The 22,961-nt window shown below is 57.6% G+C and carries 27 protein-coding genes; 10 read left to right on the forward strand and 17 right to left on the reverse strand.

The window, feature by feature from the left end; genetic code table 11:
- Positions 1–363 precede the first annotated feature (363 nt).
- Entirely contained in the window at positions 364–873 is a 510-nt protein-coding gene (locus DSM3645_RS05465) for a DinB family protein (protein WP_002651061.1), read from the reverse strand.
- Positions 874–892: 19 nt separating this feature from the next.
- Positions 893–1,534 (reverse strand): molybdenum cofactor guanylyltransferase, encoded by a 642-nt coding sequence (mobA, locus tag DSM3645_RS27755; protein WP_081444727.1) that lies wholly within the window; start codon positions 1,532–1,534, stop codon positions 893–895.
- Positions 1,535–1,607: 73 nt separating this feature from the next.
- Between mobA and DSM3645_RS05475 the strand changes: the two genes are divergently transcribed.
- The gene (locus tag DSM3645_RS05475) at positions 1,608–2,366 is read left to right on the forward strand and encodes a formylmethanofuran dehydrogenase subunit C (protein ID WP_002651063.1); all 759 of its coding nucleotides are present in this window, start codon (positions 1,608–1,610) and stop codon (positions 2,364–2,366) included.
- A gap of 109 nt (positions 2,367–2,475) precedes the next feature.
- Here the strand turns inward: DSM3645_RS05475 and DSM3645_RS05480 are convergent, their stop codons facing one another.
- The 7 genes from DSM3645_RS05480 to DSM3645_RS05510 all read right to left on the reverse strand — a co-directional run bounded on the left by DSM3645_RS05480 (position 2,476) and on the right by DSM3645_RS05510 (position 7,206).
- The gene (locus tag DSM3645_RS05480) at positions 2,476–2,769 is read right to left on the reverse strand and encodes a Rho termination factor N-terminal domain-containing protein (RefSeq protein WP_002651064.1); all 294 of its coding nucleotides are present in this window, start codon (positions 2,767–2,769) and stop codon (positions 2,476–2,478) included.
- A 210-nt stretch (positions 2,770–2,979) separates the two neighbouring features.
- Entirely contained in the window at positions 2,980–3,483 is a 504-nt protein-coding gene (locus DSM3645_RS05490) for a YciE/YciF ferroxidase family protein (protein WP_002651065.1), read from the reverse strand.
- 333 nt (positions 3,484–3,816) lie between these two features.
- A complete protein-coding gene (locus tag DSM3645_RS30840; RefSeq protein ID WP_002651066.1) occupies positions 3,817–4,014 on the reverse strand; it encodes a hypothetical protein in 198 nt (65 codons plus the stop codon).
- A gap of 34 nt (positions 4,015–4,048) precedes the next feature.
- Complete coding sequence (locus tag DSM3645_RS29295; protein ID WP_081444728.1) at positions 4,049–4,204, reverse strand: DUF3309 family protein; 156 nt, start codon at positions 4,202–4,204, stop codon at positions 4,049–4,051.
- A gap of 104 nt (positions 4,205–4,308) precedes the next feature.
- Entirely contained in the window at positions 4,309–4,782 is a 474-nt protein-coding gene (locus tag DSM3645_RS05500) for a PA2169 family four-helix-bundle protein (RefSeq protein WP_040351638.1), read from the reverse strand.
- Positions 4,783–5,023: 241 nt separating this feature from the next.
- Entirely contained in the window at positions 5,024–5,467 is a 444-nt protein-coding gene (locus DSM3645_RS05505) for an MgtC/SapB family protein (RefSeq protein ID WP_002651068.1), read from the reverse strand.
- Positions 5,468–5,505: 38 nt separating this feature from the next.
- Positions 5,506–7,206: an NADPH-dependent assimilatory sulfite reductase hemoprotein subunit gene (locus DSM3645_RS05510; protein ID WP_002651069.1), complete on the reverse strand. Its 1,701-nt coding sequence runs from the start codon at positions 7,204–7,206 to the stop codon at positions 5,506–5,508.
- 279 nt (positions 7,207–7,485) lie between these two features.
- Here DSM3645_RS05510 and folD point away from each other — a divergent pair, with 279 nt between their 5' ends.
- Positions 7,486–8,367 (forward strand): bifunctional methylenetetrahydrofolate dehydrogenase/methenyltetrahydrofolate cyclohydrolase FolD, encoded by an 882-nt coding sequence (gene folD / locus DSM3645_RS05515; RefSeq protein ID WP_002651070.1) that lies wholly within the window; start codon positions 7,486–7,488, stop codon positions 8,365–8,367.
- Between the two features lie 209 nt (positions 8,368–8,576).
- On the opposite strand, the gene DSM3645_RS05520 is transcribed toward folD, so the two are convergent.
- From DSM3645_RS05520 to DSM3645_RS05530, 3 genes are all read right to left on the reverse strand, one after another.
- Positions 8,577–10,004, reverse strand: coding sequence for a sulfatase (locus DSM3645_RS05520; RefSeq protein ID WP_002651071.1), 1,428 nt, complete (start codon positions 10,002–10,004; stop codon positions 8,577–8,579).
- A gap of 217 nt (positions 10,005–10,221) precedes the next feature.
- Complete coding sequence (locus DSM3645_RS05525; protein ID WP_002651072.1) at positions 10,222–11,031, reverse strand: TrmH family RNA methyltransferase; 810 nt, start codon at positions 11,029–11,031, stop codon at positions 10,222–10,224.
- An 18-nt stretch (positions 11,032–11,049) separates the two neighbouring features.
- Positions 11,050–11,892, reverse strand: a complete 843-nt coding sequence (locus DSM3645_RS05530; RefSeq protein ID WP_002651073.1) for a class I SAM-dependent methyltransferase — start codon at positions 11,890–11,892, stop codon at positions 11,050–11,052.
- Between the two features lie 114 nt (positions 11,893–12,006).
- Between DSM3645_RS05530 and DSM3645_RS05535 the strand changes: the two genes are divergently transcribed.
- Both DSM3645_RS05535 and DSM3645_RS05540 read left to right on the forward strand, forming a co-directional pair.
- Positions 12,007–13,218, forward strand: a complete 1,212-nt coding sequence (locus DSM3645_RS05535; RefSeq protein ID WP_161603299.1) for a PDZ domain-containing protein — start codon at positions 12,007–12,009, stop codon at positions 13,216–13,218.
- 71 nt (positions 13,219–13,289) lie between these two features.
- A complete protein-coding gene (locus DSM3645_RS05540) occupies positions 13,290–14,270 on the forward strand; it encodes an aldo/keto reductase (RefSeq protein WP_002651075.1) in 981 nt (326 codons plus the stop codon).
- Here the strand turns inward: DSM3645_RS05540 and DSM3645_RS29300 are convergent.
- Positions 14,157–15,374 (reverse strand): sodium:calcium antiporter, encoded by a 1,218-nt coding sequence (locus DSM3645_RS29300; RefSeq protein ID WP_081444729.1) that lies wholly within the window; start codon positions 15,372–15,374, stop codon positions 14,157–14,159. The two genes, DSM3645_RS05540 and DSM3645_RS29300, sit on opposite strands and share 114 nt — an antisense overlap.
- A 384-nt stretch (positions 15,375–15,758) precedes the next feature.
- Between DSM3645_RS29300 and DSM3645_RS05550 the strand changes: the two genes are divergently transcribed.
- The 3 genes from DSM3645_RS05550 (at position 15,759) to DSM3645_RS05560 (ending at position 17,629) form a co-directional block, all read left to right on the forward strand.
- Complete coding sequence (locus tag DSM3645_RS05550; RefSeq protein WP_002651080.1) at positions 15,759–16,046, forward strand: hypothetical protein; 288 nt, start codon at positions 15,759–15,761, stop codon at positions 16,044–16,046.
- Positions 16,047–16,109: 63 nt separating this feature from the next.
- A complete protein-coding gene (locus tag DSM3645_RS05555) occupies positions 16,110–16,514 on the forward strand; it encodes a hypothetical protein (protein ID WP_002651081.1) in 405 nt (134 codons plus the stop codon).
- A gap of 119 nt (positions 16,515–16,633) precedes the next feature.
- A complete protein-coding gene (locus DSM3645_RS05560) occupies positions 16,634–17,629 on the forward strand; it encodes a hypothetical protein (protein ID WP_002651082.1) in 996 nt (331 codons plus the stop codon).
- Between the two features lie 16 nt (positions 17,630–17,645).
- On the opposite strand, the gene DSM3645_RS05565 is transcribed toward DSM3645_RS05560, so the two are convergent.
- Positions 17,646–18,341, reverse strand: coding sequence for an anthrax toxin lethal factor-related metalloendopeptidase (locus DSM3645_RS05565; protein WP_002651083.1), 696 nt, complete (start codon positions 18,339–18,341; stop codon positions 17,646–17,648).
- 143 nt (positions 18,342–18,484) lie between these two features.
- Here DSM3645_RS05565 and pyrE point away from each other — a divergent pair, with 143 nt between their 5' ends.
- Together pyrE and DSM3645_RS05575 are read left to right on the forward strand one after the other, a co-directional pair.
- Positions 18,485–19,042: an orotate phosphoribosyltransferase gene (gene pyrE / locus DSM3645_RS05570; RefSeq protein WP_040352156.1), complete on the forward strand. Its 558-nt coding sequence runs from the start codon at positions 18,485–18,487 to the stop codon at positions 19,040–19,042.
- Between the two features lie 12 nt (positions 19,043–19,054).
- Positions 19,055–19,333 (forward strand): (2Fe-2S)-binding protein, encoded by a 279-nt coding sequence (locus tag DSM3645_RS05575; protein WP_002651085.1) that lies wholly within the window; start codon positions 19,055–19,057, stop codon positions 19,331–19,333.
- Between the two features lies 1 nt (position 19,334).
- On the opposite strand, the gene DSM3645_RS05580 is transcribed toward DSM3645_RS05575, so the two are convergent.
- The gene (locus DSM3645_RS05580; protein WP_050769309.1) at positions 19,335–19,697 is read right to left on the reverse strand and encodes an STAS domain-containing protein; all 363 of its coding nucleotides are present in this window, start codon (positions 19,695–19,697) and stop codon (positions 19,335–19,337) included.
- A 388-nt stretch (positions 19,698–20,085) separates the two neighbouring features.
- Here DSM3645_RS05580 and DSM3645_RS05585 point away from each other — a divergent pair, with 388 nt between their 5' ends.
- Positions 20,086–21,147 (forward strand): LOG family protein, encoded by a 1,062-nt coding sequence (locus tag DSM3645_RS05585; RefSeq protein ID WP_116344370.1) that lies wholly within the window; start codon positions 20,086–20,088, stop codon positions 21,145–21,147.
- A gap of 267 nt (positions 21,148–21,414) precedes the next feature.
- Here the strand turns inward: DSM3645_RS05585 and DSM3645_RS05590 are convergent, their stop codons facing one another.
- Together DSM3645_RS05590 and DSM3645_RS05595 are read right to left on the reverse strand one after the other, a co-directional pair.
- Positions 21,415–21,951 (reverse strand): DUF2617 family protein, encoded by a 537-nt coding sequence (locus DSM3645_RS05590; protein ID WP_002651088.1) that lies wholly within the window; start codon positions 21,949–21,951, stop codon positions 21,415–21,417.
- 200 nt (positions 21,952–22,151) lie between these two features.
- The gene (locus DSM3645_RS05595) at positions 22,152–22,889 is read right to left on the reverse strand and encodes a CPBP family intramembrane glutamic endopeptidase (RefSeq protein ID WP_002651089.1); all 738 of its coding nucleotides are present in this window, start codon (positions 22,887–22,889) and stop codon (positions 22,152–22,154) included.
- Positions 22,890–22,961 lie beyond the last annotated feature (72 nt).

Consider the following 22,961-nt stretch of genomic DNA (forward strand, 5'->3'; position numbering starts at 1 on the left):
GGTTGGCCGCGATAGCTCCGCTATCGGTGCGGCGCAGCCGTAAGAGGCATTGGCTCCCGGTATGCAGTTCGGGGCCATTTCGCCATTTCAAACGGCGCGGCAACCACCGCTCTAGGCCCGGCCGCGGCTCGACGCCTCTTACCGACTTCGTCGGCCCCGATAGCGGAGCTATCCGGGCCAACCGGAATCGGTTCGGCCAAATAACGCAACCTCAAGACTTGCGCTTCGGGCTACGAAGAGAGATGCGAGCCAAATTTTCCACACGCCGAGTCTTTCGCCGGAGGTGGGTTACGCAAGCGAGTCACGCTGATTGAGAATTGCATAGACCAATTCGCTTGCTGCACCCACCCTGCGTCTATTTCCCTAGCGCAGCGGCGCGTTGCCGAACAGGCGTCGCAGTAGCGAGACTTGACCGAAGTGCATGAAGTTGTGCGCCGGCAGAAACGCGAGAAACTCGAATCGCGTTTTGAAGCGAGGATGCGGCGGATCGAGCGCATTGTCCAGCTCGCTGAGCGGCCACTCGGCCATTTCCTGTTCGACTTGCGCGAACACTTTTTTGAGCGTCGCGTGAAGTTCTTCCGCCGACGGATAGATGCTGGCGTCTGCCGAAGGAATCGAGCCCTGGCCGAACAGTTCTTTGTAATTCGTAAGTCCGAACTCGGCGTCGGCAGGACGTTCGCCGCGTTGCAGACGAAGGCCGATGCCGTAAGTTGAAATAGCGATGTGACCCGCTTGCCAGGCGACATGCGTCACCCCTTCGCTGGGCATGCGGAACCAATCGGCTTTGTCGACTTCGTTTAAGTGACCGTCAAACATCTGGCAACTTGCCGAGATGCTCTTTTTTACAAGTTCCCAAGCGGCGGCTTCAGGCATAAGAGAGTCCTTCTGTGTATTAGGGTGAGGGCGCAGGTGGCAATTTCCCAGGCGGCAAGCCGGCCGCCGTCAAAGCCAACGCATAGTCTTCCGGCGTATTCACGTTATGCAACAAGTCATCGCCGCCAAGTTCCTGAAGTGGAACAGCAGCGATTGCGAGACGCTTCACAAAACCATGCAGCGATCGCTCGCCGGCTCTTAGTTGTTCAACGACGACGTCGGCGACATGGAGACGATAGACGCCGAAAGTTGGATGCATCCGTTGGATGTCGACCGCGACCGCCGCGTCACACTGGTTGGTCAGTTTTTCGAATAATATTCGCACCGCTGCTGCGGTAATCAGCGGCGTATCACACGCACAGACGAGGGCGCGATCGACCCCTGGACCAAGCGAAGCGAGTCCGCAGCGGATCCCTTCGAGCGGTCCGAGCCCTGGATTTTCGTCGTGTATGACCTTCACCGGGACGGGGAGTTTCGGCAGATTTTGCTTTGGCGCCGCGACCAAAATGATCTCGGTTACGACCGGTGCGATGATGCGTACGACGCGGGCCAGCAACGTTTCGTCGCCAAACGGCAGCGAGGCCTTCTCGACCCCCATTCGACGACTTTGTCCTCCGCACAAGAGAATCGCGGCGCTTTGCGGTATAGGTCCCTGCATCATGGTTCACTCGCGGCTCTTTCGCAGCTATCTTGAAACGACAGTTTTGTCAGGCCCATTTTGAAAGCGACCGGCGATGCCGTTAACTTTGACCCTTGTTCAAGATATCGCTCCTGACATCGGTTTGCGAGAGATCACGCCGCAGCGGTTGGCGTCGCTGACGCCTGCACAGATCGCCAAGATTTCATTGTGCGGCGGCGGTCAGGGTAGCGAACTGGGAGATCTCTTTCAGTTGCAGGGGGACGCGGCCGATCAACAGTTGCGGTGGATCGGCGATTTTTCTCAGTGCGATTATCTGGGCGCAGGGATGCGAAGCGGAGAGGTCGTTGTCGAAGGAGACGTGGGGGATCATGCCGGCGCGGCGATGTCCGGCGGAAAGCTGACGATTACCGGCAGCGCCGGCGACTATGTCGGTAGCCCTAACCCTGGTGAAAAGCGAGGGCTGCAGGGAGGCTCGATCCTCATTCACGGCGACGCCGGCCGCGAACTGGGAACACGCATGCGCCGCGGCTTGATCGCAGTCTCCGGCGATGTCGGCGCGCTCTGCGGTTATCGCATGTTGGCCGGGACGATCGTCGTGAGCGGTAAGCTCGGCAAGCAGGCGGGACTGCGGATGAAGCGAGGAACGATCGTGACGCTGTCGGACGTGGACGATTTGCCGGCGACGTTTCATGCCGATTGCGAGTTTCTTCCCCCGATGGCGCCGCTGCTCTGGCGCGAACTGGAGCGGCTGGGCTTTCCGATCGAACGCGCGCAATGGGAGCGGCGCTTTCGTCTCTACTCGGGCGATGCGGCGGAGATGTCGCGCGGAGAGATACTATCGCCGGTTTCGTAAGAAGGCGCTTCATGAAAAAAAATCTGGCGACCGACATTGCGGCCGCCAGGTCGATTCCATTCGAGGTTAATAGCCTTTCTTGGGCTATGTTCCTTCGCTGGGCGAGTAACTACCGGCGCAGCGCTTCGATCAGTTCCGCTTTCTTCATCCGACTGCGGCCGTTCACGTTGCGTTCGGCCGCCAAGTTGCGGAGTTCGTCGACCGTGCGATCTTCGAGACGACTGTGGGGATTGCCGGTCCCTTGCGTCGTTTTGTTGGGCGTCCGGCCTTCGCTCCGCCTTTGTTTGTTGACGGTGCGAGCGGCGATTTCTTCAGCGCGATCCGCCGATTTTCCGCGGTCGAGTGCGCTTTGCTTCACGTGATCGTATTGCCGCTCGTCTTTGTCACTCCATGCTTGGGGCATGATCGTTCTCCTGTATTATCTGGGCGGAATCGTCGCCGCCCGACATTCGTTGACGCCTGGGGCTTGGGGTAGGATCTCCGACAATCCGCGGTTGAAAGGAGGGAAGTGGTTTGTCGCTGCGACCGCCGACGGTATGTTCATGAACCGGCGCGGTCAGTTCGATCCGCCACCACTTGCAAATTTGGCGCAGACCCCGGTTTTCGGGCATGCCTACTCTCCTTTTGCCGTGGTCGCCAGAAAGTTAACGCTTCGCTCGGCGAGTCGGGTAAGCAATTGATTCGCATGACCTTCTTCGTTGAGCGTTAATTGCAAGCTATCCGCCGCATCGTGATCCCCCAGTTGCTCCGCGAATGCGCGAGCCGTTCCGTAGCCTGCTATTTCGTAATGTTCGACGCGTTGGGCGGCTGCGATAAGCGCGGCGTCCAAAACTTTGGGTTCGATATCGCTTTTCAACAGTTCCGAACCTTCTTCGATCAGCCCCGCCATCGCGGCGCATTTGTGCCCGCCGGGTTCAAAGTCGAGCTTCTTAAAGATTTTCTCAAGCCGGCCGACATGCGTTTTGGTTTCGGTCAAGTGATCGTGAAACGCTTTCTTTAGTTCTGCATGGCTCGCCGCCGCTTCCAACTTGGGCAAGGCTTCCAGCAGTTGATTTTCAGCGCTGTAGAGATCTTTGAGCTCTTGGACATAGAGCTTTTGAAGTGAGTCAAGTTTCACGGTTCAAGCCTTCAGTATTTTGCAAGGAATGGAAGATGCGAGATCTGGAAAAGTGCATGTTCTGTGCCAGCGGCTGGCGACGCAGGCATTTTCTGGCAAGGCTCTCTTCCGGCAACGCAGTAACCGGTGATGGAGAAATCACTTCCTGTCTCCATCGCTTTTGAACTAGGTCCGCTGAGCCAGTACGGATTCGGTCGACTGCGGATTCAAAGGTGGATCGCTTGCGAACGGAGTGAGCGAGGGCCGTCCAGCCTATTGGCGAAAAAAAAAGGCGAGCCCCAAGGGGCTCGCCTGATCTATAGAAAACGAGTCTCGACAGCAGCGTTGACTGCTTTATTGTCGATCTCGGTTGACTTCCACGTCGACGTCGCCAGTTTCTTCGTCGCGTTCGACTTCAACTTCGCCCCGCGGCCCTTCGATGTCGATAATCTTTTCCTTCTGATCGCAGCCGCTGGTCAGCGCGGTCGCTCCCAGCAGTAACGTGCAGCCCACAATCGTCGGAGTCAGTAATTTCCAAGTTGCATTCATCATTGATTTTCTCCCAAGTGGCGCAGCGGCTGCGCGGTTAAATGCGTCCCATCAGGACGAGAATTAGTAGGATGACCACCACCAATCCTAATCCGCCGCTGGGACCATAGCCCCAGGAACGGCTGTGCGGCCAAGCCGGAACTGACCCAAGAAGCATTAAGACTAGCACAATTAAAAGGATGGTTCCGAGCATCGTACGGTTCCTGATTTACACGAGTATGGGATGAAGGCGGAAAGCCAGGCCGCGCCGCACCTTTGACGGTCTTCAAAGATGCGGGCGAAGCCTGGAGTTGTGCGTTACGACTTCGCTTTGAAGGCGTCGCGAAGATCGCGGATGCGATCATGGCCCGCTTTGACCTGGGCGTACTGCTTTTGCAGCACATCATTCATCGCGCTGCCGGCGGTTTCTTTCAGCACGTCTTCGTAGGCCTCTTTGATTTTGTCTTCGCCGCGTTCCGCTTCGCACAGAATCGCATAGGCGTCGCCGCCGCTCACCATGCTGCGAATGTCGATCCAAGTACGATGGATCGCGGCCGCATACGAGCCGTCTTCGGCCGCTTCTTCGCCGTTCCAAACGACATAGTCTTGCAACTCAGCCGCGAGGGTCGAGCGGTCCGCCGCCATTTCGCGGAACAATGCCGCGACTTGCGTATCGTCGATCTGGTCCGCCGATTCGCGGAAGCCGTCGTACGAGTCAATATTGGCGCGAATCAGCTTCTGCAGTTTCGCAACCGTTTTATCGTTAAGCGTGATTTTGGTTTCCAGTGACATTTTCATTCTCCTCATTACAAGTGCTGTGAGTTGTGCAGGCCCCAGTACCAAAGGCAAACGCTGTGCCAGAGAGGAAAAAGAGGAAAACGCCGGTAAATCGGCCCTTTTTCAGCGGATTCGCTCGTAAAAGGCCCACTTTTATGTGGTCAACAGGCCAAGTTGGTCGTCGCGCGATCGCTTGTAAGCGACTAGATGTTCGCCAAAGATCAAAGATGGCGAATGTATTGCAGAATGGAGACGATTACTCGTTTTCGCTCTCGAAATGCCACCGCTCGAATCGCCCGACGCCGACAATCACTACCCAGGCCAGAAGGGTCGCGACCAGCGCTAGATCATAATAGCCGCAGCCGCAGGCAATTCCGCCGGATGCGGCGACCCAGACGCCTGCGGCGGTGGTGATGCCGCGAACGCCGCCGCGCGACTCGATGATCGAGCCGGCGCCGAGAAAACCAATCCCGCCGATGATCGCCGCAAAGACCCGCGATACGTCGATGCGAACCGCGGACAATTCGGTCGGTCCAACATCTTCTTGTAGATGGAGCCCAGCGATCATGAAGACCGCCGAGCCCAGCGAGACCAGCATGTAGGTGCGCAGGCCGGCCGTCTTCTGGCGCTTCTCGCGCTCCCAACCAAGCACGCCGCCGACCAGCAGAGCGGCGACCAGTTTGAGGATTATTTCGAGCATCGTGCTAGTCTATCGCGAGTGATAGAGACTCGCCAGCGTTATTGGCCGACGGCCGCTTCGATCGCTTCTTTTCCTTGGCGATGGCAGAAGTCGCCAAAGCTCTCTCCTTCTTCCCGCGCCGCTTTAAAGAACGCGAAGACCTTGGTCAGTTCCGGCGTCACGTCGCCAGCGGGGACCATGTCTTTGTAGATGAAGCTCAAGCGGTTGCCGAGCAAGCGTCCGCCTAGGAAAAGGGTGTACTTTTCTTTGGCGCGACCGACCAGACCGACGTCGCTGTTGTAAGGACGAGCGCAGCCGTTGGGACAACCGGTCATGCGAACGGTAAACTCTTCGGCCGCGAGACCCAGCTTCGCGAGTTCCGCTTCGAGGCCGTCGATGATGCCGGGCAGCGCTCGTTCGCTCTCGGTGATCGACAACCCGCAAGTCGGCCACGCGACGCAGGCCATCGACCAGCGACGGACGTTCGAGATATCTTCGGTCAGCGGCACTTGGTGCGATTTCAGGATCTCGATCAAAGCCTCTTTGTCGGCTTCGTTGATATCGCTGAAGATGATGTCTTGATGCGCGGTCAAGCGAATGCCGGGATTGAACTGGCGACAGATCTTGCGGATCGCCGTTTTCAGCTGCATCGTTTCATCATCTTTGATCCGGCCGTTTTCGACGTTCAAACCGTAGAACCATTTGCCGTCTCCTTGGGCGTGCCAGCCTTTGTGGTCATCAAAGCCGTGCACGTCAGCCGGATGCGGCTCGGGCAGCGAACTGCCGTAATACTCTTCAACCTTCGCTTTGAACTTTTCTAGACCCCAGTTATGGATCAGGTATTTCATCCGCGCGACCTTGCGGTCTTCGCGGTTGCCGAAGTCGCGTTGCACTTTGACGATCGCTTCGATGACCGGGATCAATTGCTCGGTCGTGACGAAGGTCAGTCGTTGTCCCAAAGCGGGGAACGTTTTGTCCGCACTCGGCGTGCGACCTTGGCCGCCGCCGACCAGGATGTTGTAGCCGAGGATCTGGCCATTTTCGTGGACGCAGATCATCCCCAGGTCGTGCGTATAAACGTCAATGCAGTTGTCTTCGGGCAGGGCCATCCCCATTTTGAATTTGCGCGGCAGGTACTGTTTGCCGTAGAGCGGTTCGACCACTTCCCCGGTGGCGATCTTTTCCTTTTCGCCGGTTTCGGGATCTTGCAGGAAGATCTCGCGATAGGCGCCGGTTCGGGGCGCCAGGTGATCCGCTAACTTCGATGCGGTTTCCTGCATCTCGCGGCGAACGCTGTCCCCAAACAGCGGAGCAGGGCAGCACATCACGTTGCGATTGACGTCGCCGCAAGCGCCCAGCGTCGACAGGCCGACTTGCTTCAGCTTTTGGGCCAGCGGCTGGAGCCCTTCTTTCATCACGCCGTGATGTTGCAACCCTTGGCGGCTGGTGATTCGGAGCGTCTCGTTCCCCAACTCATCGCACAGATCGAGTTCGACCAACATTTGATCCGAGGTCAGCACGCCGGCCGGAATTCGGGTGCGAATCATGAAAATGTATGATTTGCCCCCGCCGGCGGCCCGGTTGGCGCTCCGCGCATCGCGGTCATCTTGCTGATAGACGCCGAAGTGCTTCATCAACTGGATGCTCGATTTGCCGAAGTGATCGCTGCCATCCACAAACTCCTGGGCGATCTCACCGCGCAAGTAGTTGCTATCGCGTTTGAATTCGTCCACCGGGCTGAGGGCTTGATCAGTCGACATCGGGATCCGTTATCGTTGGCGTGATTGATTGGTCAGTAGAGGTAGGTAGATTGCGGCGCTAGGGCCAGCAAAGGGGTAGTATATCGATTATCGGATTTAGACGTAACGGCGATCAGCCGTTGGTTTGGGCGGCGCTGGGAAATTGATTTCTGTTTTTTTCAATTTCGGCTCGAAATCCGGGGGATACCCCCAATGCGAGGCGCGGCTACAATAGCGACCTCTTTGAGTACCCGTTTTTACGGCGTTTGGTGACTATTTCAGGCGGTAAGGAGCTCCGGCATGACGGCGAAAATCTTGGACGGTAAGGCGATCGCCCAACAGATCGAAGTCGAAATTCACGAGCGGGCCGCCGCGTTTGAGGCCAGAACGGGACGGCGGCCTGGTTTGGCGGCGGTATTGGTCGGCGACGACCCGGCCAGCCAGGTCTATGTGCGAAACAAGGAGCGTGCGTGTGCTCGCGTCGGCATTCAAAGCCACATGCATCGGTTGCCTGACGATACGACCGCCGCGGAGTTGATGGCGCTGATCGCCCAACTGAACGCCGATCCGGCGGTCAGCGGGATCCTGGTTCAGCTGCCGTTGCCGGCCGGAATCGATCCGACGCCGATCCTGGATGCGATTGATCCGGCCAAAGATGTCGACTGTTTCCATCCCCAGAATGTCGGGTTGGTCTCGCAAGGTCGGCCGCGATTTCTCCCTTGTACGCCGCATGGCGTGCTGCAGATCCTGCATCGCAGCGGGATCTCCGCCGCCGGCAAACATGCCGTGATCATTGGCCGCAGCGAAATCGTCGGCAAGCCGATGGCGCTGATGCTGATGCAAAAAGACTCGACTTGCGGATCCTCGGCCGCCAATGCGACGGTCACCGTTTGCCATAGCCGCACCGCCGATATGCCGGCGATTTGCCGCACCGCGGACATCTTGATCGCGGCGATCGGCAAGCCGAAGTTTGTGACCGCCGACATGGTCAAGCCGGGCGCCGCGGTGATCGATGTCGGCATCAATCGAACCGACGACGGTTTATGCGGGGACGTCGATTTCGAGAGCGTGAAAGAGGTCGCATCGGCCATCACGCCGGTACCCGGCGGCGTCGGCCCGCTGACAGTCGTCATGCTGATGGAAAACACGCTCCGCGCCGCCGAGTGGCAAGCGGCGCAGTAGGGCAGGCCGTGCCCAATGATGTTCGGCTCGAAAATTGTATCGGGCACCATTGCCACGGCCTTGCGTGGCAATGAATGCGGTCTCCAACCCGTTTCGGTCGATTGGTCGTAATAAAGTAGGCAAATTTTGGTGAGCGGTGCAATCTCAAACGTTCATTTCACGCACAATCATTGCCACGCAAGGCGTGGCGATGGCGCCCAACGTCTGTCCTACTTCCCCGGCCGCGGCAGATCAGCCCTTTCTTTCAACTGCGCGCGCAGCTTGCCCAGCACCGGTTGCGAAGCGGGATCTTTCGCCAGGTTCGTGTATTGCTGCGGATCGCTTTGCATGTCGTATAGCTCTTCGGTCCCGCCGCTGTAGGAGATATAGGCGTAACGATCGGTGCGAAGTAGTTTGCCTTTGCTGGTCATGCACAGGACGTCGTCGCGCACGGCGGCGTCTGGGGAAGCGATCGCCGCGACTTGGCTGACTCCTTGCAAGTAAGTGGGGACCGGCAATTCGCACAACTGCGCCAAGGTCGGATAGATATCGATTTGGGCCGCTAGACCGTTGACGACCTTGGGTTGTTCTCCAGGGATGGCGACAATCAACGGAATGTGGGTCGACTCTTCGTGCAGACTCATCTTTTGCCAGAAGTCATGTTCCCCTAAGTGATAGCCGTGATCGGCGGTGAAGACGACGACTGTGTTTTTGTCGAGGCCCAGTTGGTGCAGTTCGTCTAGGACGCGCCCCACTTGGTAGTCCATGTAAGCGACGGCGGCGTAATAGGCCGAGAGCGTGTTGCGTTGACCTTCCAGCGTCATGCCGGTCGCTTTGCTGTTGCGCGAGATGCCGGCTTTGGGGATATCGTCCCAGTCGCCCGCGACTTTGAGAGGCAGCTCCATTTGACCATCCGCGTAGGGCTCAAAGAACTTCGCCGGCGCAACCAACGGCACATGGGGACGAACCATGCCGACCGCCAAAAAGAAGCGTTCCTCCTTGTGCTTGCGCAACAGTTCGATCGCCTTGTCGGCCGCTTTGTGATCGGCCTGTTCGGCGCCGTCGGTCGAAGCTTTGACGGCATAGAACGCAGTGCCGAAACCAAGCCCATAATGCTTGTCAGGATCCTTATTCAGCTTCTCGTTGGAATACGTCGCCGCGTCGCCGGCCGACATCCATTCCGGCGCCTGACAGTTGAAACGCTCGTCCCACGACGCTGCATGATCGTCCCCATTGGTTCCGGCGGTGATGTCGCCGGGGATTCGCATATGATAAATCTTGCTGACCCGGGCCGCGTAATATCCCTGGTCGCGAAAATGCTGCGACATGCTGGCCCGGTCTCCCAGGTTCTGGGTGAAGCGGGTCGACTGGCCATTTCCCATGACGCCGATCGTCGCCGCGTGCAGCCCCGACATCAGCGCTGCGCGCGATGGTCCGCAAACCGGGTACTGACAATAGGCGTGCGTGAACTTCACGCCGCGCTGGGCGAGCCGATCAATGTTGGGCGTTTGGCATTCACGATGACCATAGCACGACAGGGATTCGGCCGAGAGATCATCAGAAATGATGAACAAGACATTGTATTTGCCGTCGGCGGCCAACAGTGACGAGGCGCTCAGCGTGACGACAACAGCGGCGAGCCAAGGGCGCAGGTGCATGAGAAAAGTTCCTGGCGTTCGATAGGTGGGAATGGATGACCATCATTGTAGTCCAAGGCAAGCAGCGATTCACCATCGCGACGACCAACGCCCCGGGGACTCGTATGATAGAACCTTAGCCCGCAGCGCAAGCGAGGGCATGCGTATCGATCTGCGATTCAGGTTGGCATGATCAGACGCATTCCCTTGCTGGCGCAACGCGCTCGTGTTGCGTCGACTAGGCGATCCCGGCTCGTTGGCGATTCGCTTCGTACAGCAGCACAGCGGCGGTGGTCGAGACGTTTAGGCTGTCGGCGATTCCGCGCATCGGTAAGCGGATGTTGGTGACGTCGTCGGCGAGCCAGCGATCGGAAAGGCCTTCCGCTTCGCTGCCTAGAATGAGCGCAGTCGGGCCGATCAGTTCGACCTGCTCGTATGAGACGGCGCCTTCGACGCGAGCGGCGAACATCTGGGCGCCGGCGGCTCGCAAAAACGCCAACGTCTCGGCCGTTGTCGCTTCAAACGTGGGGACGGCGAAGATCGTGCCGAGACTGGCGCGAATCGCATTCGGATTGAAGATATCGGTTCGCGCGTCGGCCGCGATCAGGCAATCGGCGCCAACGGCGTCGGCCGTGCGCAAGATCGCGCCCAGATTGCCGGGCTTCTCGACCCCTTCCAGCACCACGATCAACGGACGATCTGAAAGTTGATCGTGATCGAGCATCGTATCGGGATAGTTGGCGACGGCGATGACCCCTTCGGCCCGCTCGCCAAACGACAGTTTCTCGCAGACATCGCGAGTGATCTCAAAGAGATTCAATTCACGGTCTTGGGAAATCCGCTGGCGCAGCGCTGCGGCTTCTTCGCCGACCAGCAGTTCGTCACAGACGAAGAGCTCAAGCAACGGAAAGCCGGTCGCCAGGGCGCGATCGATTTCGCGGACGCCGTCGATGATCGTGCGCCCTTGCTGTTGGCGCGCACGTCGCTGACGTAGTTTGGACGCCGCTTTGATCCGTGGGTTTTGCACGCTCGTTATACGCTCGGGCATGAAGTGATTCCGTAGGGGTTAGGACCAGCGAGCCAAGCTGCCGCTCGGCAGACGGCGACCATCTGCCGCAGTGATGAATAGGGGACGCGCTTCGAGACGCGCCGCTTTGCGCCCAAAAAAATGAAGTTCCAGCATCTGGCGCAGCTGGACAGGGCCAAGCCCCGGCGAATGGCAAGTGAGCAAGATCGCCGCATCGTCGGTCGCGATGGCCCGCAGGTCTTGCAGCAGCGCCGGCAAGTCTTGCTCGACGCGCCAGATCTCGCGTTTGCCGCCGTGGCCGTAACTGGGGGGATCCAGGACAATCGCATCATAGCGGGCTCCCCGTTTTTGTTCGCGGCGGACGAACTTGCGAGCGTCATCGGCGATCCAGCGAATGGGGGTGTCGGCCAGGCTCGAGAGATCGGCGTTGCGACGCGCCCACGCGACCACATTTTTGGCGGCGTCGACATGGGTGACTTCGGCGCCGGCGGCGGCGGCGGCCAAAGTGCTGCCCCCGGTGTAGGCGAATAAATTGAGGACTTTTGCCGATTCTCGCTGGGTGACCCAATCGGCGAGCCAATCCCAGTTTTCGGCCTGTTCAGGAAAAACGCCCAAGTGTCCGAATTCGGTCGGTTTTAGCTCGAAACAGAAGGCGCCATGGGTGATCGTCCAGGTCACAGGTAACGCGTCGGCCGGTCGCCAGGCTCCCCGGTCTCCGGTCGTCCGCTCATAACAGCAAGCGGAGTCACGCCAAAGATCGCGGCGGTGGGGACGGTTCGCATCGGCCGCCGGCGACAAGCGATCGAGCAAGAATGCCCCGAAACGCTCTAATTTGCGTCCATCGCCGAAGTCGAGCAGTTGATATTGGTCAGGCGTAAACAAGGTGACTGGGGCTGAAAGGGGAGTGTACGATTGATTTCCTCTGGCATTATTGTGAAGATCGAGGGAGAATACGAAAGACCGCCTTCAAAAATGCCGCTAACCAAGGAACGGCCGTTGAGACCGTCTCTCCTCTGCATCCCGCTCGCTTTTCTGATCTTTTGTTCAGGCGATATCTTTGCGCAACCGCCGGCCGAGTCGGCGGTGGACGAAGCGAATGTTGGCGACGAACCGCCGGCCGCGGCGGCGATGTCGGCGGATGAAATTCGGCGTTTGATCGTCAAACTTGATTCGGAACGTTTTTTGATCCGGGAAGATGCGACCGAAAAGCTGTCGCACGCCGGTCCCGAAGCGATTGACGAATTGACGGCGGCGGTCGCCAGCGGAAGTTTAGAAAAGTCGATCCGCTGCATTCATATTTTGAAGCAGTACACGCTGGGAAGCGATATCGAAGCCGAGATCGCTGCGACCGAACGTCTGGAACTGATTTCGGCCGCCGGCCATGACCGCGTTTCTCAGTACGCGCAGGAGATGCTGAATCGGGTCGCCGCGCTGCAGGAAGAACGCTCGCGACGCGTGTTGCGGAGTCTGGGCGTTAAGTTCAGCGAATATCTACCTGCAAACGGGTTTATCGATTCGTCCCGGGGTCCCAGCGTCACGATTGACGATAGCTTCCAAGGAACGGCGAAAGAGCTGTACTATCTGCGACAGCTGCGCTTTATCGAGGACGTACAACTTTCGGGCGAGAAAATTACGCCGGAGTTTCTAAAGCAGATCGCGTCGATGGACAATGTTCGCTTATTGACGATCAAAGACGCGCCGAAGATCGACGACGTCGCCTTGCAAGAACTGAAACCGCTGCTGCCCCGCTTAGAAAATGTGCGGCTCTACTATCTGCCGATCGATGACGAAGTCATTCCGATGTTTGCGCAGATGCAACGGCTGATCAAAGCGGAATTGTTCGGCACCGAGCTTTCCGACAAAGGGAAGGAAGAGCTGTTCGCCCAGTTCGGGCAAGATCAGCGGCGGATGGATATTCGCAACGGCGCTTTTCTCGGCGTGCAAGGATCGACCATCTCTGAATCTCCTTGCACCGTTGAAGATGTGCCGCGCGAAGGAAGCGCGTTCGCCGCAGGCGTTCGCAAGGATGATGTCATTCAGGCGGTGGATGGACAGAAGGTCGCGCACTTCACGGCGCTCACCGATATTCTGCGTGACAAAAAGGTGGGGGATAAAGTGCAGATGAAAATCCTCCGCGACGACCAACCGATCGAACTGACCGTCACGCTGGGCAAATGGCCCATGCGTCCCGAGTATAGCAATCGATAAACCCTGCTCTAGAAATCGCGACCGTCGCTCGAATCGGTCGCTGCTCGCACCCCCCCCCAAGTGATCTCGATATGAGCGATACGTTAACTCTCGCCGGCGGCGGCAAACTTCCGATGGTTGGTCTGGGCACATGGAAGATTGACACGGCGATCTTGCCTGACTTGATTGTCGCGGCCGTTGCCGCCGGCTATCGTCACTTTGACTGTGCGTGCGACTATGGCAACGAAAAAGAGGTCGGCGCCGGGATACGTCAGGCGATCGACCAAGGACTATGTCGCCGCGAAGATCTGTGGATCACGTCGAAGCTTTGGAACACCTACCATCGGCCCGAGCATATTCGCGCGGCGGCCGAGCGCTCGCTGAAGGACCTGCAGCTCGACTACTTCGATCTCTATCACATTCATTTCCCGATCGCGCTTGAATTTGTGCCGTTTGAAAAGCGCTATCCGCCGGAGTGGTTTTTTGATCCGGATGCGGCTGAGCCAAAGATGCATCCCATCGCCGTTTCCCAGGCCGAGACCTGGGGAGCGCTGCAAGCGCTCAAGACCGCGGGGATGGCGCGCCATTTGGGCGTGTGCAATTTTAACGTCGCATTAATTCGCGAGATTACGGCCGCGACCTCGCAGCGGCCTGACGTGCTGCAGGTAGAGCTTCATCCTTACTTGTCGCAAGAGCGTCTGCTACGTTTTTGCAAGCAAGCAGGAATCGCGGTGACCGCCTATTCGCCGCTGGGCGCTCCTTCTTACGTTCCGCTGGGAATGGCCGCCGAAGACGAAGATCTGCTGGCCGAGCAGACGATTCGCACGATCGCCGAGGCGCATGGCAAATCGCCGGGGCAGATTTCGCTGCGGTGGAACGTGCAGCGCGGCGCCGCGGTGATTCCGAAAACAAGTCGCGTCGAGCGACTTGCCGAAAACATCGCCCTGTTCGACTTTGAACTAAGCGAAAGCGAGATGACGTCCATTGGCCAACTGAATCGCGATCGCCGGTTCAATGACCCCGCCCAATTTGGCGAAGCGGCGTTCAACACGTTTTTCCCGATCTATGACTGATGGAACTGCGTGCTTCCACAGCGACGTTTCTGCCGTCGATGGAGCCGCTTTCGCATCCTCTGGCTGGAGTTCTGAATTGGTCAGGCGATAGATCATCCACAGGGAGGCGAGCACCAGAACGACGACCAGCAGCGCATCGGGCTCGACCAGCCAAAAACGTTTCTCCGCCCGATAAAGAATTCCCATTGTCGCGACGCACGTGACAAAGATCACGGCGGCGGCGGTGAACGCGTGCACGATGCTCGCGTCTTGCAGCAGCGCGCCGCGCGTATAAAACGCATCGACCGGCAGCAAGATTGCGATGTTGAATGCGTTGCTGCCTAAAATGTTTCCGATCGCCATATCCGCAGCGCCCATGCGAACGGCGACGATCGTCGTGACCAACTCGGGCAAGCTGGTGGTCAGCGCCAGAAACGTGCTGCCGACAAAGGTTCCGCCCAGTCCGGTGACGACGGCGACGCGATCGGCGACAATCGACAGATATCGGGCCGCGACAAAAATCACGACCGTCGCGACCAGGTAGGTGATGACGGCTCGAGTGAGCGACATCTTCTCTTCGATCGCCTCTTCGACCAGCGGCGCTTCCAACTGTGCGGCGACCTGTTGATCGAGGTAAATCAGCCGCAGCGAGAAGCAGTAAAACAGGCCGACGGCGATCGAACCAAATCCGATATGCGCGACGGATAAGGGGAAATCGAGCGGCTGTTTGCGCAGGATCAAAAACAGCAACAAGATCGAAGTCAACGCGATACTGCCGAGGGCCGAAAGTGCGTGCGCCGCCGAGACCGAGCTGAACATGCGTTGTTTGGAGCGGAACGCCAGATCGATAATCCCCAGGATCAGCAGATTGAAGAGGGAGCTTCCCAGGATGTTCCCCATCGCCAGATCGACGCCGTTGGTATAGTCGGGCAGTTGCACGGCGTTGACGTTGATCGCGAACTCCGGCAGGCTCGTCGCGGCGGCCAACAGAACCAGGCCGGCAAGCGAGCTCCCCAGTCCTGATTTTTCGCCGATGACGTCGGCCGCTTTGGTCATGAAACTGCCGGCGAAGACGATGACCGCCGCTAGTCCGACGAACTGTCCGAATAAAGTCAGCAATTCCAAGGCGATTCAGCTCCCCGTTGCGATCGGCGATGGTGTGATTACGTCGCTACTGTACCAGACAACGGCGGCTTTTCGCCATCAAGTGGTCGCCCCCAAAGAAGGTTTCTTGGATCGCGATCGATCGGCTTGATAGCGACGTTTTTCGCCGCTTGATCATTCGGCGATAATTTTCGGATCTTAACCAAAACTAACGGCAAACTAAACGGAATTCGTCATTTCGCCACGTATTCTGAGAAGCTTTCCAACTCTGTCGAATCGATCGGCGCAGAGTAAATCGACGAGTATTCGTGACCCCCTGGGAAGTAAGTCGGTTATTCGGCGATAAGTGTTCAGAAATTACGTATTCCCTGTTTCGTTCTGCAACAGGAGAGGGCGAGGAAAGTCATGGCGAAAAAAAACGGCAAGCCCAAAACGACGAAAATGGAAGAGGGCGCGGATCGCGTGCGGCGGAAAGAGCCCTATTCGAGCGTACGAATTGCCCGCGTCGTCGATCGCCTGCGCGAACAGGCGGGCCGTCTGTCGAGCCTGGTTCGGTCGATGGAAGAGGGCGAATTGGAAGGTGTTGTCGTCGACGGGCACGCAATGTTGCTGCGAGGGTTGAATCAGATCGACAATTTCGCCGACAATACGGCTAGAGCGGTTCGCGAGGCGCGGACCGCCAAATTCGAGTAATCTCGATTCGACTGACGTTCCCAGCGCCAGGCGAGTCGTTGGCCGCCGTCGTATTGCTTCTCTATGCCCAAGATCGCTCCTTCGAATCGCACAAGCGGTTCCCGATTTCAAGTTTGGCTGGCGCGCCTGCTTCTGTTGTTGCTGGCGCTGTTGATTGTCGTACCGCTAGCAATGTTAGGAATCGCTCGAGCAAGCGAAGCGGCTCAGCCTGCGTTCGCGCTGTTGGCGGGGGGCGCCGTTGGATTTGTCGTTTGCTATGCGATCTGGTCGTGGGGATTTGACTCGTCGATGCAGATTCTCTCGCTGATCTTCGGCGTGGTCGTCGCTGCGATGTGGTTTTCCGACAGCTTTTTCATCTATGCGTTGGGCCTGATCATCGGGGTAGTCGCTTACTATCGGAGTGAGTGGTTTTGGACCGGCGCCAATCTCACGGCGCGGTTCGTACAAGAGCGAATTTTTCGAAGATAGTCCCCGCCAATGGCTGAAATAGCGGGAATTTCTCTAGAACAATTGCAGTGGAGACGATCAAAAAGAATACGGCGCACTAGCGGCGGCCCTATCTTGTTCACTGCTCAACGAGTTATCTCGTGGATTCTGATACTTTGACTCGCGATCGGCTTTGTAGCGGGCTTTGCCTGCCGATCGCTCCGATCGCGGTTACCGAGGGGCGATTTGACGCGTCGCGGCAAAAGCTGCTGTGGCGTTACTATGCGACCGCCGGAGCAGGGGGAGCTGTGGTCGACCTGTTAGGTGCGCCGCCAGCGCGGCGGCGCGAATTGCTCGAGTCGATCGGCGCAGCGCCGGCCCAAGTCGAAGGCGAATCATTTCTGCGCATCGCTTTGGTGGACGAAGCGGAGTCGTTGCAACTGGCCGGCGAATTACATGCGGCCGGAATTCAGGCGATCGCCATCGCACTGGATGAAGCGGCGACAGGCTCGCTGGAAGAATTGCTGGGATTGTTTCACGCGGTGGGAGAAACGCTCCCGTTGATTATCTATCCGCAAGGCTCAGGCACACGGCGACTCTCCAGCATCGAGGATTGGCGCCGTCTGCTGGAGATCCCCCAGGTGATGGCCGTCTGTTCGCCGGCGCATCGGCCAACCACCGTGACCGCGATCCGAGCGCTGGCTGAAACCCGTCGCAAAGACATCTGCGTTTATACCGCCAACGAAATCAATCCTGTCGTCGATCTGGTGACGCCGTTTCGTTATACGCTGGGAACCAAGTCGATCGATCGCCGCGCGGTGGGCGGCATGTTACGACTGTGGGGCGTCTTCACCGCCAGAGCGGCCCAACTGCTCGAACGCTGTCATGTGGTCGCCCAGCGGGGCGCGATTCCCGACGAGTTGCTGCAGGTCTCGGTCGAAGTCTCTGAGCTGTCGCTGGCGCTGGCCGACGAGAACTACGCTGGGATTCGTGAAGTGCTGGCTCGCCAGCAGTTTTTGCTCGATAATCGCGACGCCGAGGGAAAACTCCCCAGTCCAGCAGTCATCAAGCGAGCGGCGATCGCGATCGAAAATCATCCTCATCTGACCGACTTCGCCTTTGTCGCCGCACGCCTGGCGAAATGGGCTGAAGAGTAACGCACTGTTGAAGCGGCTAGTCGCGCCAGATCTCTCCCAGCAATTGGTGCAACTGCGGGTCGTGCTGCTGAAGTTCGGCTTTGACAAACGGATAGAAGTCATTCGCGCCGAAGTAGGCTTCGGTTCCTTCGGCAAAATACTCCATCTGGTTTTGCAGCGCGTAGTGTTGCTCTACTTTGCCGTTGGCACGCAATACTTTTTCGTACTCGCCGCTTTCCTTCGCGCGCTCGAAGGCGACTTGGATCGCTGCGTCGTCATAGCCGAGTACGCGATCATGATAACTGTGGGCCAGTTCGTGCAGCACCATCATCGGCTGCTGGCGCGACCAGTCGAGGAACGTGCGGGCGTTGGAGATCTCGACGCACTTCTCTTTCTGTTCTAGAAAACCATGTTCGCGCAGCCAGTCGGCTGACGCGTGGTAACAGGCGCAGGGGTTCGCCTTATCGTTGTCCAGTTCCAACCAGATCGCCGTTTTCTGCAATTCGGCCAAGGGGCGCTTAGGAAGGAGACGGCAAATCTCGCGCAGTTTGTCTTGCAATAATTGCGTCACTTCGTCTCCCAGCTGCTTTTCTTCGCGCAACAGACGTTTGTTGACGTAGACGTCCCACCCTTCGAGATTGATCAGGTGATAGGCGGTGATCGGCTCGTAGGCCGGTTGCTTGTCAGCGGCTTCGGCGGCGAAAACCGCACAAACGACTAGGGATACGATCATGGGCGGGAATGGATGTTGAAAAGGGGCGGAAAACGGGGCTGCCGCAAAATTGGCCGCTGACTAAGTTTAGCGTACTACGGCGATGGAGCGTCGCTTGATAACATAGGGAATTGATTTCCTTTGCGGCGACGGATACCAAAATCATGAAATACGACAAATCACGACTGATCGAAATTGTACGGGAAAAAGGGCTCCAGTTCGGCGATTTTACGCTGGCCTCGGGAAAGAAGGGGACCTATTACCTGGACTGTCGAAAAGTATCGCTCGATAGTGAAGGGGCGCTGCAGGTAGCCCTGGGAATTCTCGAAATGTTGGAAGGCGATCTGCCGGACGCCGTCGGCGGCATGGCGATCGGCGCCGATCCGATCACCGCGGCCGTCATTACGATGGCCGCGGTGCAACAAAAGTCGCTGGCGGGCTTTATCGTCCGCAAAGAAGCGAAAGCGCACGGAACGGGCCGTGATGTCGAAGGGCCGGTCACCGCTGGCCAATCGTGCGTGATTGTCGAAGATGTCGTCACGACCGGCGGCAGCTCGCTGCAAGCGATCGAAAAAGTGAAAGCGGCCGGTTTGGAAGTGCGTGAAGTGATTGCGATTGTCGACCGCTTAGAGGGGGGCAGCGCCGCGTTCGCCGCCGCCGGCTACAAGTTGCGCACGCTGCTGACGATCGAAGACTTCGGAATCAAGCCGCCGCAAACCTAAGCGAGTGAAGCGATGCAGCCCGACGACGAACTTTGCCTCTGTTTTCACGTTACGAAGCGCAAGGTCTCGAATTACTTGCGCATCGAAAAGCCGCGGCGCGTCGGGCAATTGAGCGACTGTTTTGGCGCAGGGACCGGCTGCGGTTGGTGCCGTCCCTTTTTGCAGCGACTGTTTGATCAAGCGGTCGCTGCCGGAGAAACGTCGGACGAGCTGCCGACGCCGGAAGAGTACGCACGGATGCGAGCCGGTTACATCGAAGCGGGGAAGGGGAAACCTCCCGGCGATGCGTAACCTATTGCGGGGGCTGCTCCTCGAGCAGCGCATCCACCGCAAGGTCGATCGTCTCAAACCGCTCCCAGAGGGAGTCGATCTTCGAGCGACGCAAAACGTTCAGGCAAGGGTCGTCGAGCCCGGACAGCACGAGTCGGCCATTCCGCTTCTTGACCAGTTTCCAGGTTCGGATCAAAAACTGGATGAAATACGAGCCAAAGACCTTGGTGCACGTGAGATCGAAAACCACCAATGGAGGATCGGCGTGTTTGGCCACCTCAATCAATTGCTGCGCGGTCTTACCGAGGTTCGATTCGTCGAGACAATCGTATTCACGGCCGAATTCTATGACTGTGACGTCGCGTTTCCGCAAGATGTTAACCATGCTGTCTTCGATGCACTGCTCTCGCACAAATAGCGATAACCAGGTTGATAGCTAAAACGAGGGAGTGACCAAGCAGAGGAGTTGGTGTCGAGGCGATTTCCGTAAGAATTCGAAAAACGACGATGGGTCCAGTCTACATATGGCCAAGCATATTTACAACCCATTAAAAACAAAGCAGTTGCGCTAATTGTTTGTCCAGTCATGGGTAGGGTAATGACCGCAATTTGAGGTACGATCTGGAGCGGTGTTAGCGACTCCTGCTACCTGGAGTAGCTCAAAGGAGGGTTAGGCCGCTGCCAGAGTGCCGGGATTTCAGGCCGCCCGATTTTCCGAGGAAACAATAAGGGAACCTTGCCCGCTCCGCTATGATTGTGTGGGAGATTATCACATGACAGACATCAACGACAATTCGGCGGATCGGTCGAAAAGCAAGCCTGAGGCCCATTCGCATCGCGCGGCGGTCACCGCCGAGCATCTCATTCAGCATATTCGAGACACGGCGGACAAGTTAGCCGCCGATGAATCCTCTCGCGGCGACCTAAAACTTTTGAGCCGATCGCTGCGCGAGTTGCAATATGCGTTCAAAATTTTCGCTCCCTATCGCGATCGCCGCAAAGTCACCGTCTTTGGATCGGCGCGAACGCCGGAAGACGCGCCCAGCTTTCAACAGGCGCTGGAGTTTGGACAAAAGATCGCCGCGAAAAATTGGCTCGTGATCACCGGCGCCGCCAGCGGAATCATGGAGGCGGGACATCTGGGCGCAGGGCGCGAGAACTCGATGGGGCTGAATATCATGCTCCCCTTCGAGCAAGACGCCAACGAAGTGATCCTGGGAGACGAGAAGCTCGTCCACATGAAGTATTTCTTCACGCGGAAGCTGATGTTCGTCAAAGAGTGCGACGCCGTCGTCTGCTTCGCAGGCGGTTTCGGCACGCTGGACGAAGCGTTTGAGGTGCTTACGCTTCTGCAGACCGGCAAACGAGACATGTGTCCCGTCGTCCTGGTCGACGAACCAGGCGGATACTACTGGAAGCGGTTCCACGAGTTCATTCTCGATCCGCTGCTCAAGCAGCGATTGATCTCGCCCGAAGACTTGGCGATCTACAAAGTGACCGACAGTTGCGACGAGGCGATCGAAGAAACGATCGGCTTCTATCGCAACTACCACAGCATGCGTTATGTGCGCGACAAGTTGGTGCTGCGAATCCAAGAGGCGCCGTCGCCGGAATTGTTGGAAGAAATTCAAAACGAGTTCCAGGACATCTTGGTGCGCGGTGCGTTCAAGCTCAGCGATCCGCTGCCGCACGAAAGCGATCAGCCTGATTTAGCGCCGTTGCCGCGGATCGTGTTTGAATTCAATCGCCGCAGCTTGGGGCGGTTTCGGATGCTGATCGATTGTTTGAATCAACAATCGATTGAACCGGCGAACCGCAATTTTGCGGCGGAATAACTCTTTTCGTAGCTCGCGCTGTTTGATGTTTCGCGATTTAGCCGAACGGAGTCCGGGTAGCTCGGTTAGCTCCGCTATCAGGGCCGACGAAGTCGGTAAGAGGCATCGAGCCGCGGTCGGACTTACTTCGGTAGTCGCTACGCCATTTGAAATGGCGAAAAGCCCCTGAACTGCTTACGGGGAACCAATGTTTCCTACGGCTGCGCCGCCCCGATAGCGGAGCTATCGCGGCCAACCATGCAAATAGCGCCGCTTCTCAAGCGGCCTCTAGGGCAACTGAAAGTACGATTCGGTTTTGACGATCGCGTTGTCGTCTGGAAACGTATGAAACGCTTGCACGAAGACGCTGCGGCTGCGGGTCTCGGCGTTGATATAGCTCAGCGCACCGAAGTTCATCCGTCCGCTCGACTCAAACTGGTGGACGAGTCCTTGCTTCGGATCGTACGAGAGTTCGCGTTGGCACATGCGAAAGATCTTGGTCGTCACCGGCTCCAGCTCAAACTCCGCTTTGTAGCCGACGCCGCCGCGACAATCGAGTTGGTCGACGCGACGCCCTTTCAGCTGGTAGGCCATCACGCGTCGCCGTTGCGGCAGCGGCTGATGAGCGCTGGCGCAGACTTCGGTCAGGGTCATCCCTTCGTAGCGCCACGTGATGATATGGCCGACGCTGGTGATATCGAGCTTCAAAGTGTAGCCGCCGCGCGTGATCGTGCGAGATTTATAAATCTCGAACAACTCCGGGTGGAGCGAACGGCTGTAGAGTTGGAAAACCAACTCTGCGACTTTGGGACGAATCGATAGCACGCGGTGAACTTCCTCTTTTGAATGTTGGGGCAGTCGAGCGATTGTGATCTGCGTCGACGCTCCGATTATACGTTGCGTTGCGACTCGTCACAAAGAGAGCTTTTTGCTTCTCTCCTGTATCGATTATGTTCTGCAACTCTTTGTTCACAAGGACTTGACATTGACCTTTCGAGTGCGCTGCGCTTCGCTAGCAGCAATCGTTAGACCAATGCGACGAACACGTCATACAACGCGTGCGTACCGGCGGCGACGCCAAATCCGCGAAACGTAAAAAGCAGTCCGAAAATTAATCCGGCTGAACAACGAAACAGGAAGCTATACCACTGAAACGCTTCGCCTGCCGAAGTAAAGAAATCATAATGGGCCGCCGAAAAAATCAAGCTGGAGCCGAGGATGGCGATCGCAGTCGCCGCTGGCTTCGGCATTCCCATGAAGATGGCGGCTTGCCACAAAATCGGAATCAACATCAAGCGAAACAGAAGTTCTTCATAGATCCCGGCGCCAAAATAAGCAATCAATTGGCGAATTGTTTCGCTAGGCAATGTCGACGTGCTTTCCGCCGCGATTTCGGCTTTTAAAAGAGACGCTTGCCAGTGCGCCAAGCCGAGCAAGATCAACCCCAATACGGCCGATTCCAACAACATGAGCGGCAAGACGCCGGGCGAGATTCGCCAGGGCTGCTCTTTCAGATGATGCCAGGCCAACAGACAGCAGCAGGTTAAGAGCGGCAACAAAAAGTATTGGCCAAAACCGATCACAATCAGCAGTTCGCGCAGCCAAACGTCGACCCCGTTGCGAATCGCCTGAGGCCCGAGCGCAAACACGCCGACTTCATAGATGATCAGCATCGGCACGACAAACACCAGGCTTACCAGCGGACGTGCGGATTCGGCGAAATAGCCTGGCGGCGTTGGATCAGCGGAAGAAACGTCAGGCATCGAAATATCAGGCCGGGTTGCCAGCGGAATAGGGAAATCGGTATGGTCGGAGGGAAAGCGCCACGCGCTCTA

The sequence above is a fragment of the Blastopirellula marina DSM 3645 genome, from assembly GCF_000153105.1.
GTDB classification, from domain to species: Bacteria; Planctomycetota; Planctomycetia; order Pirellulales; family Pirellulaceae; genus Blastopirellula; species Blastopirellula marina.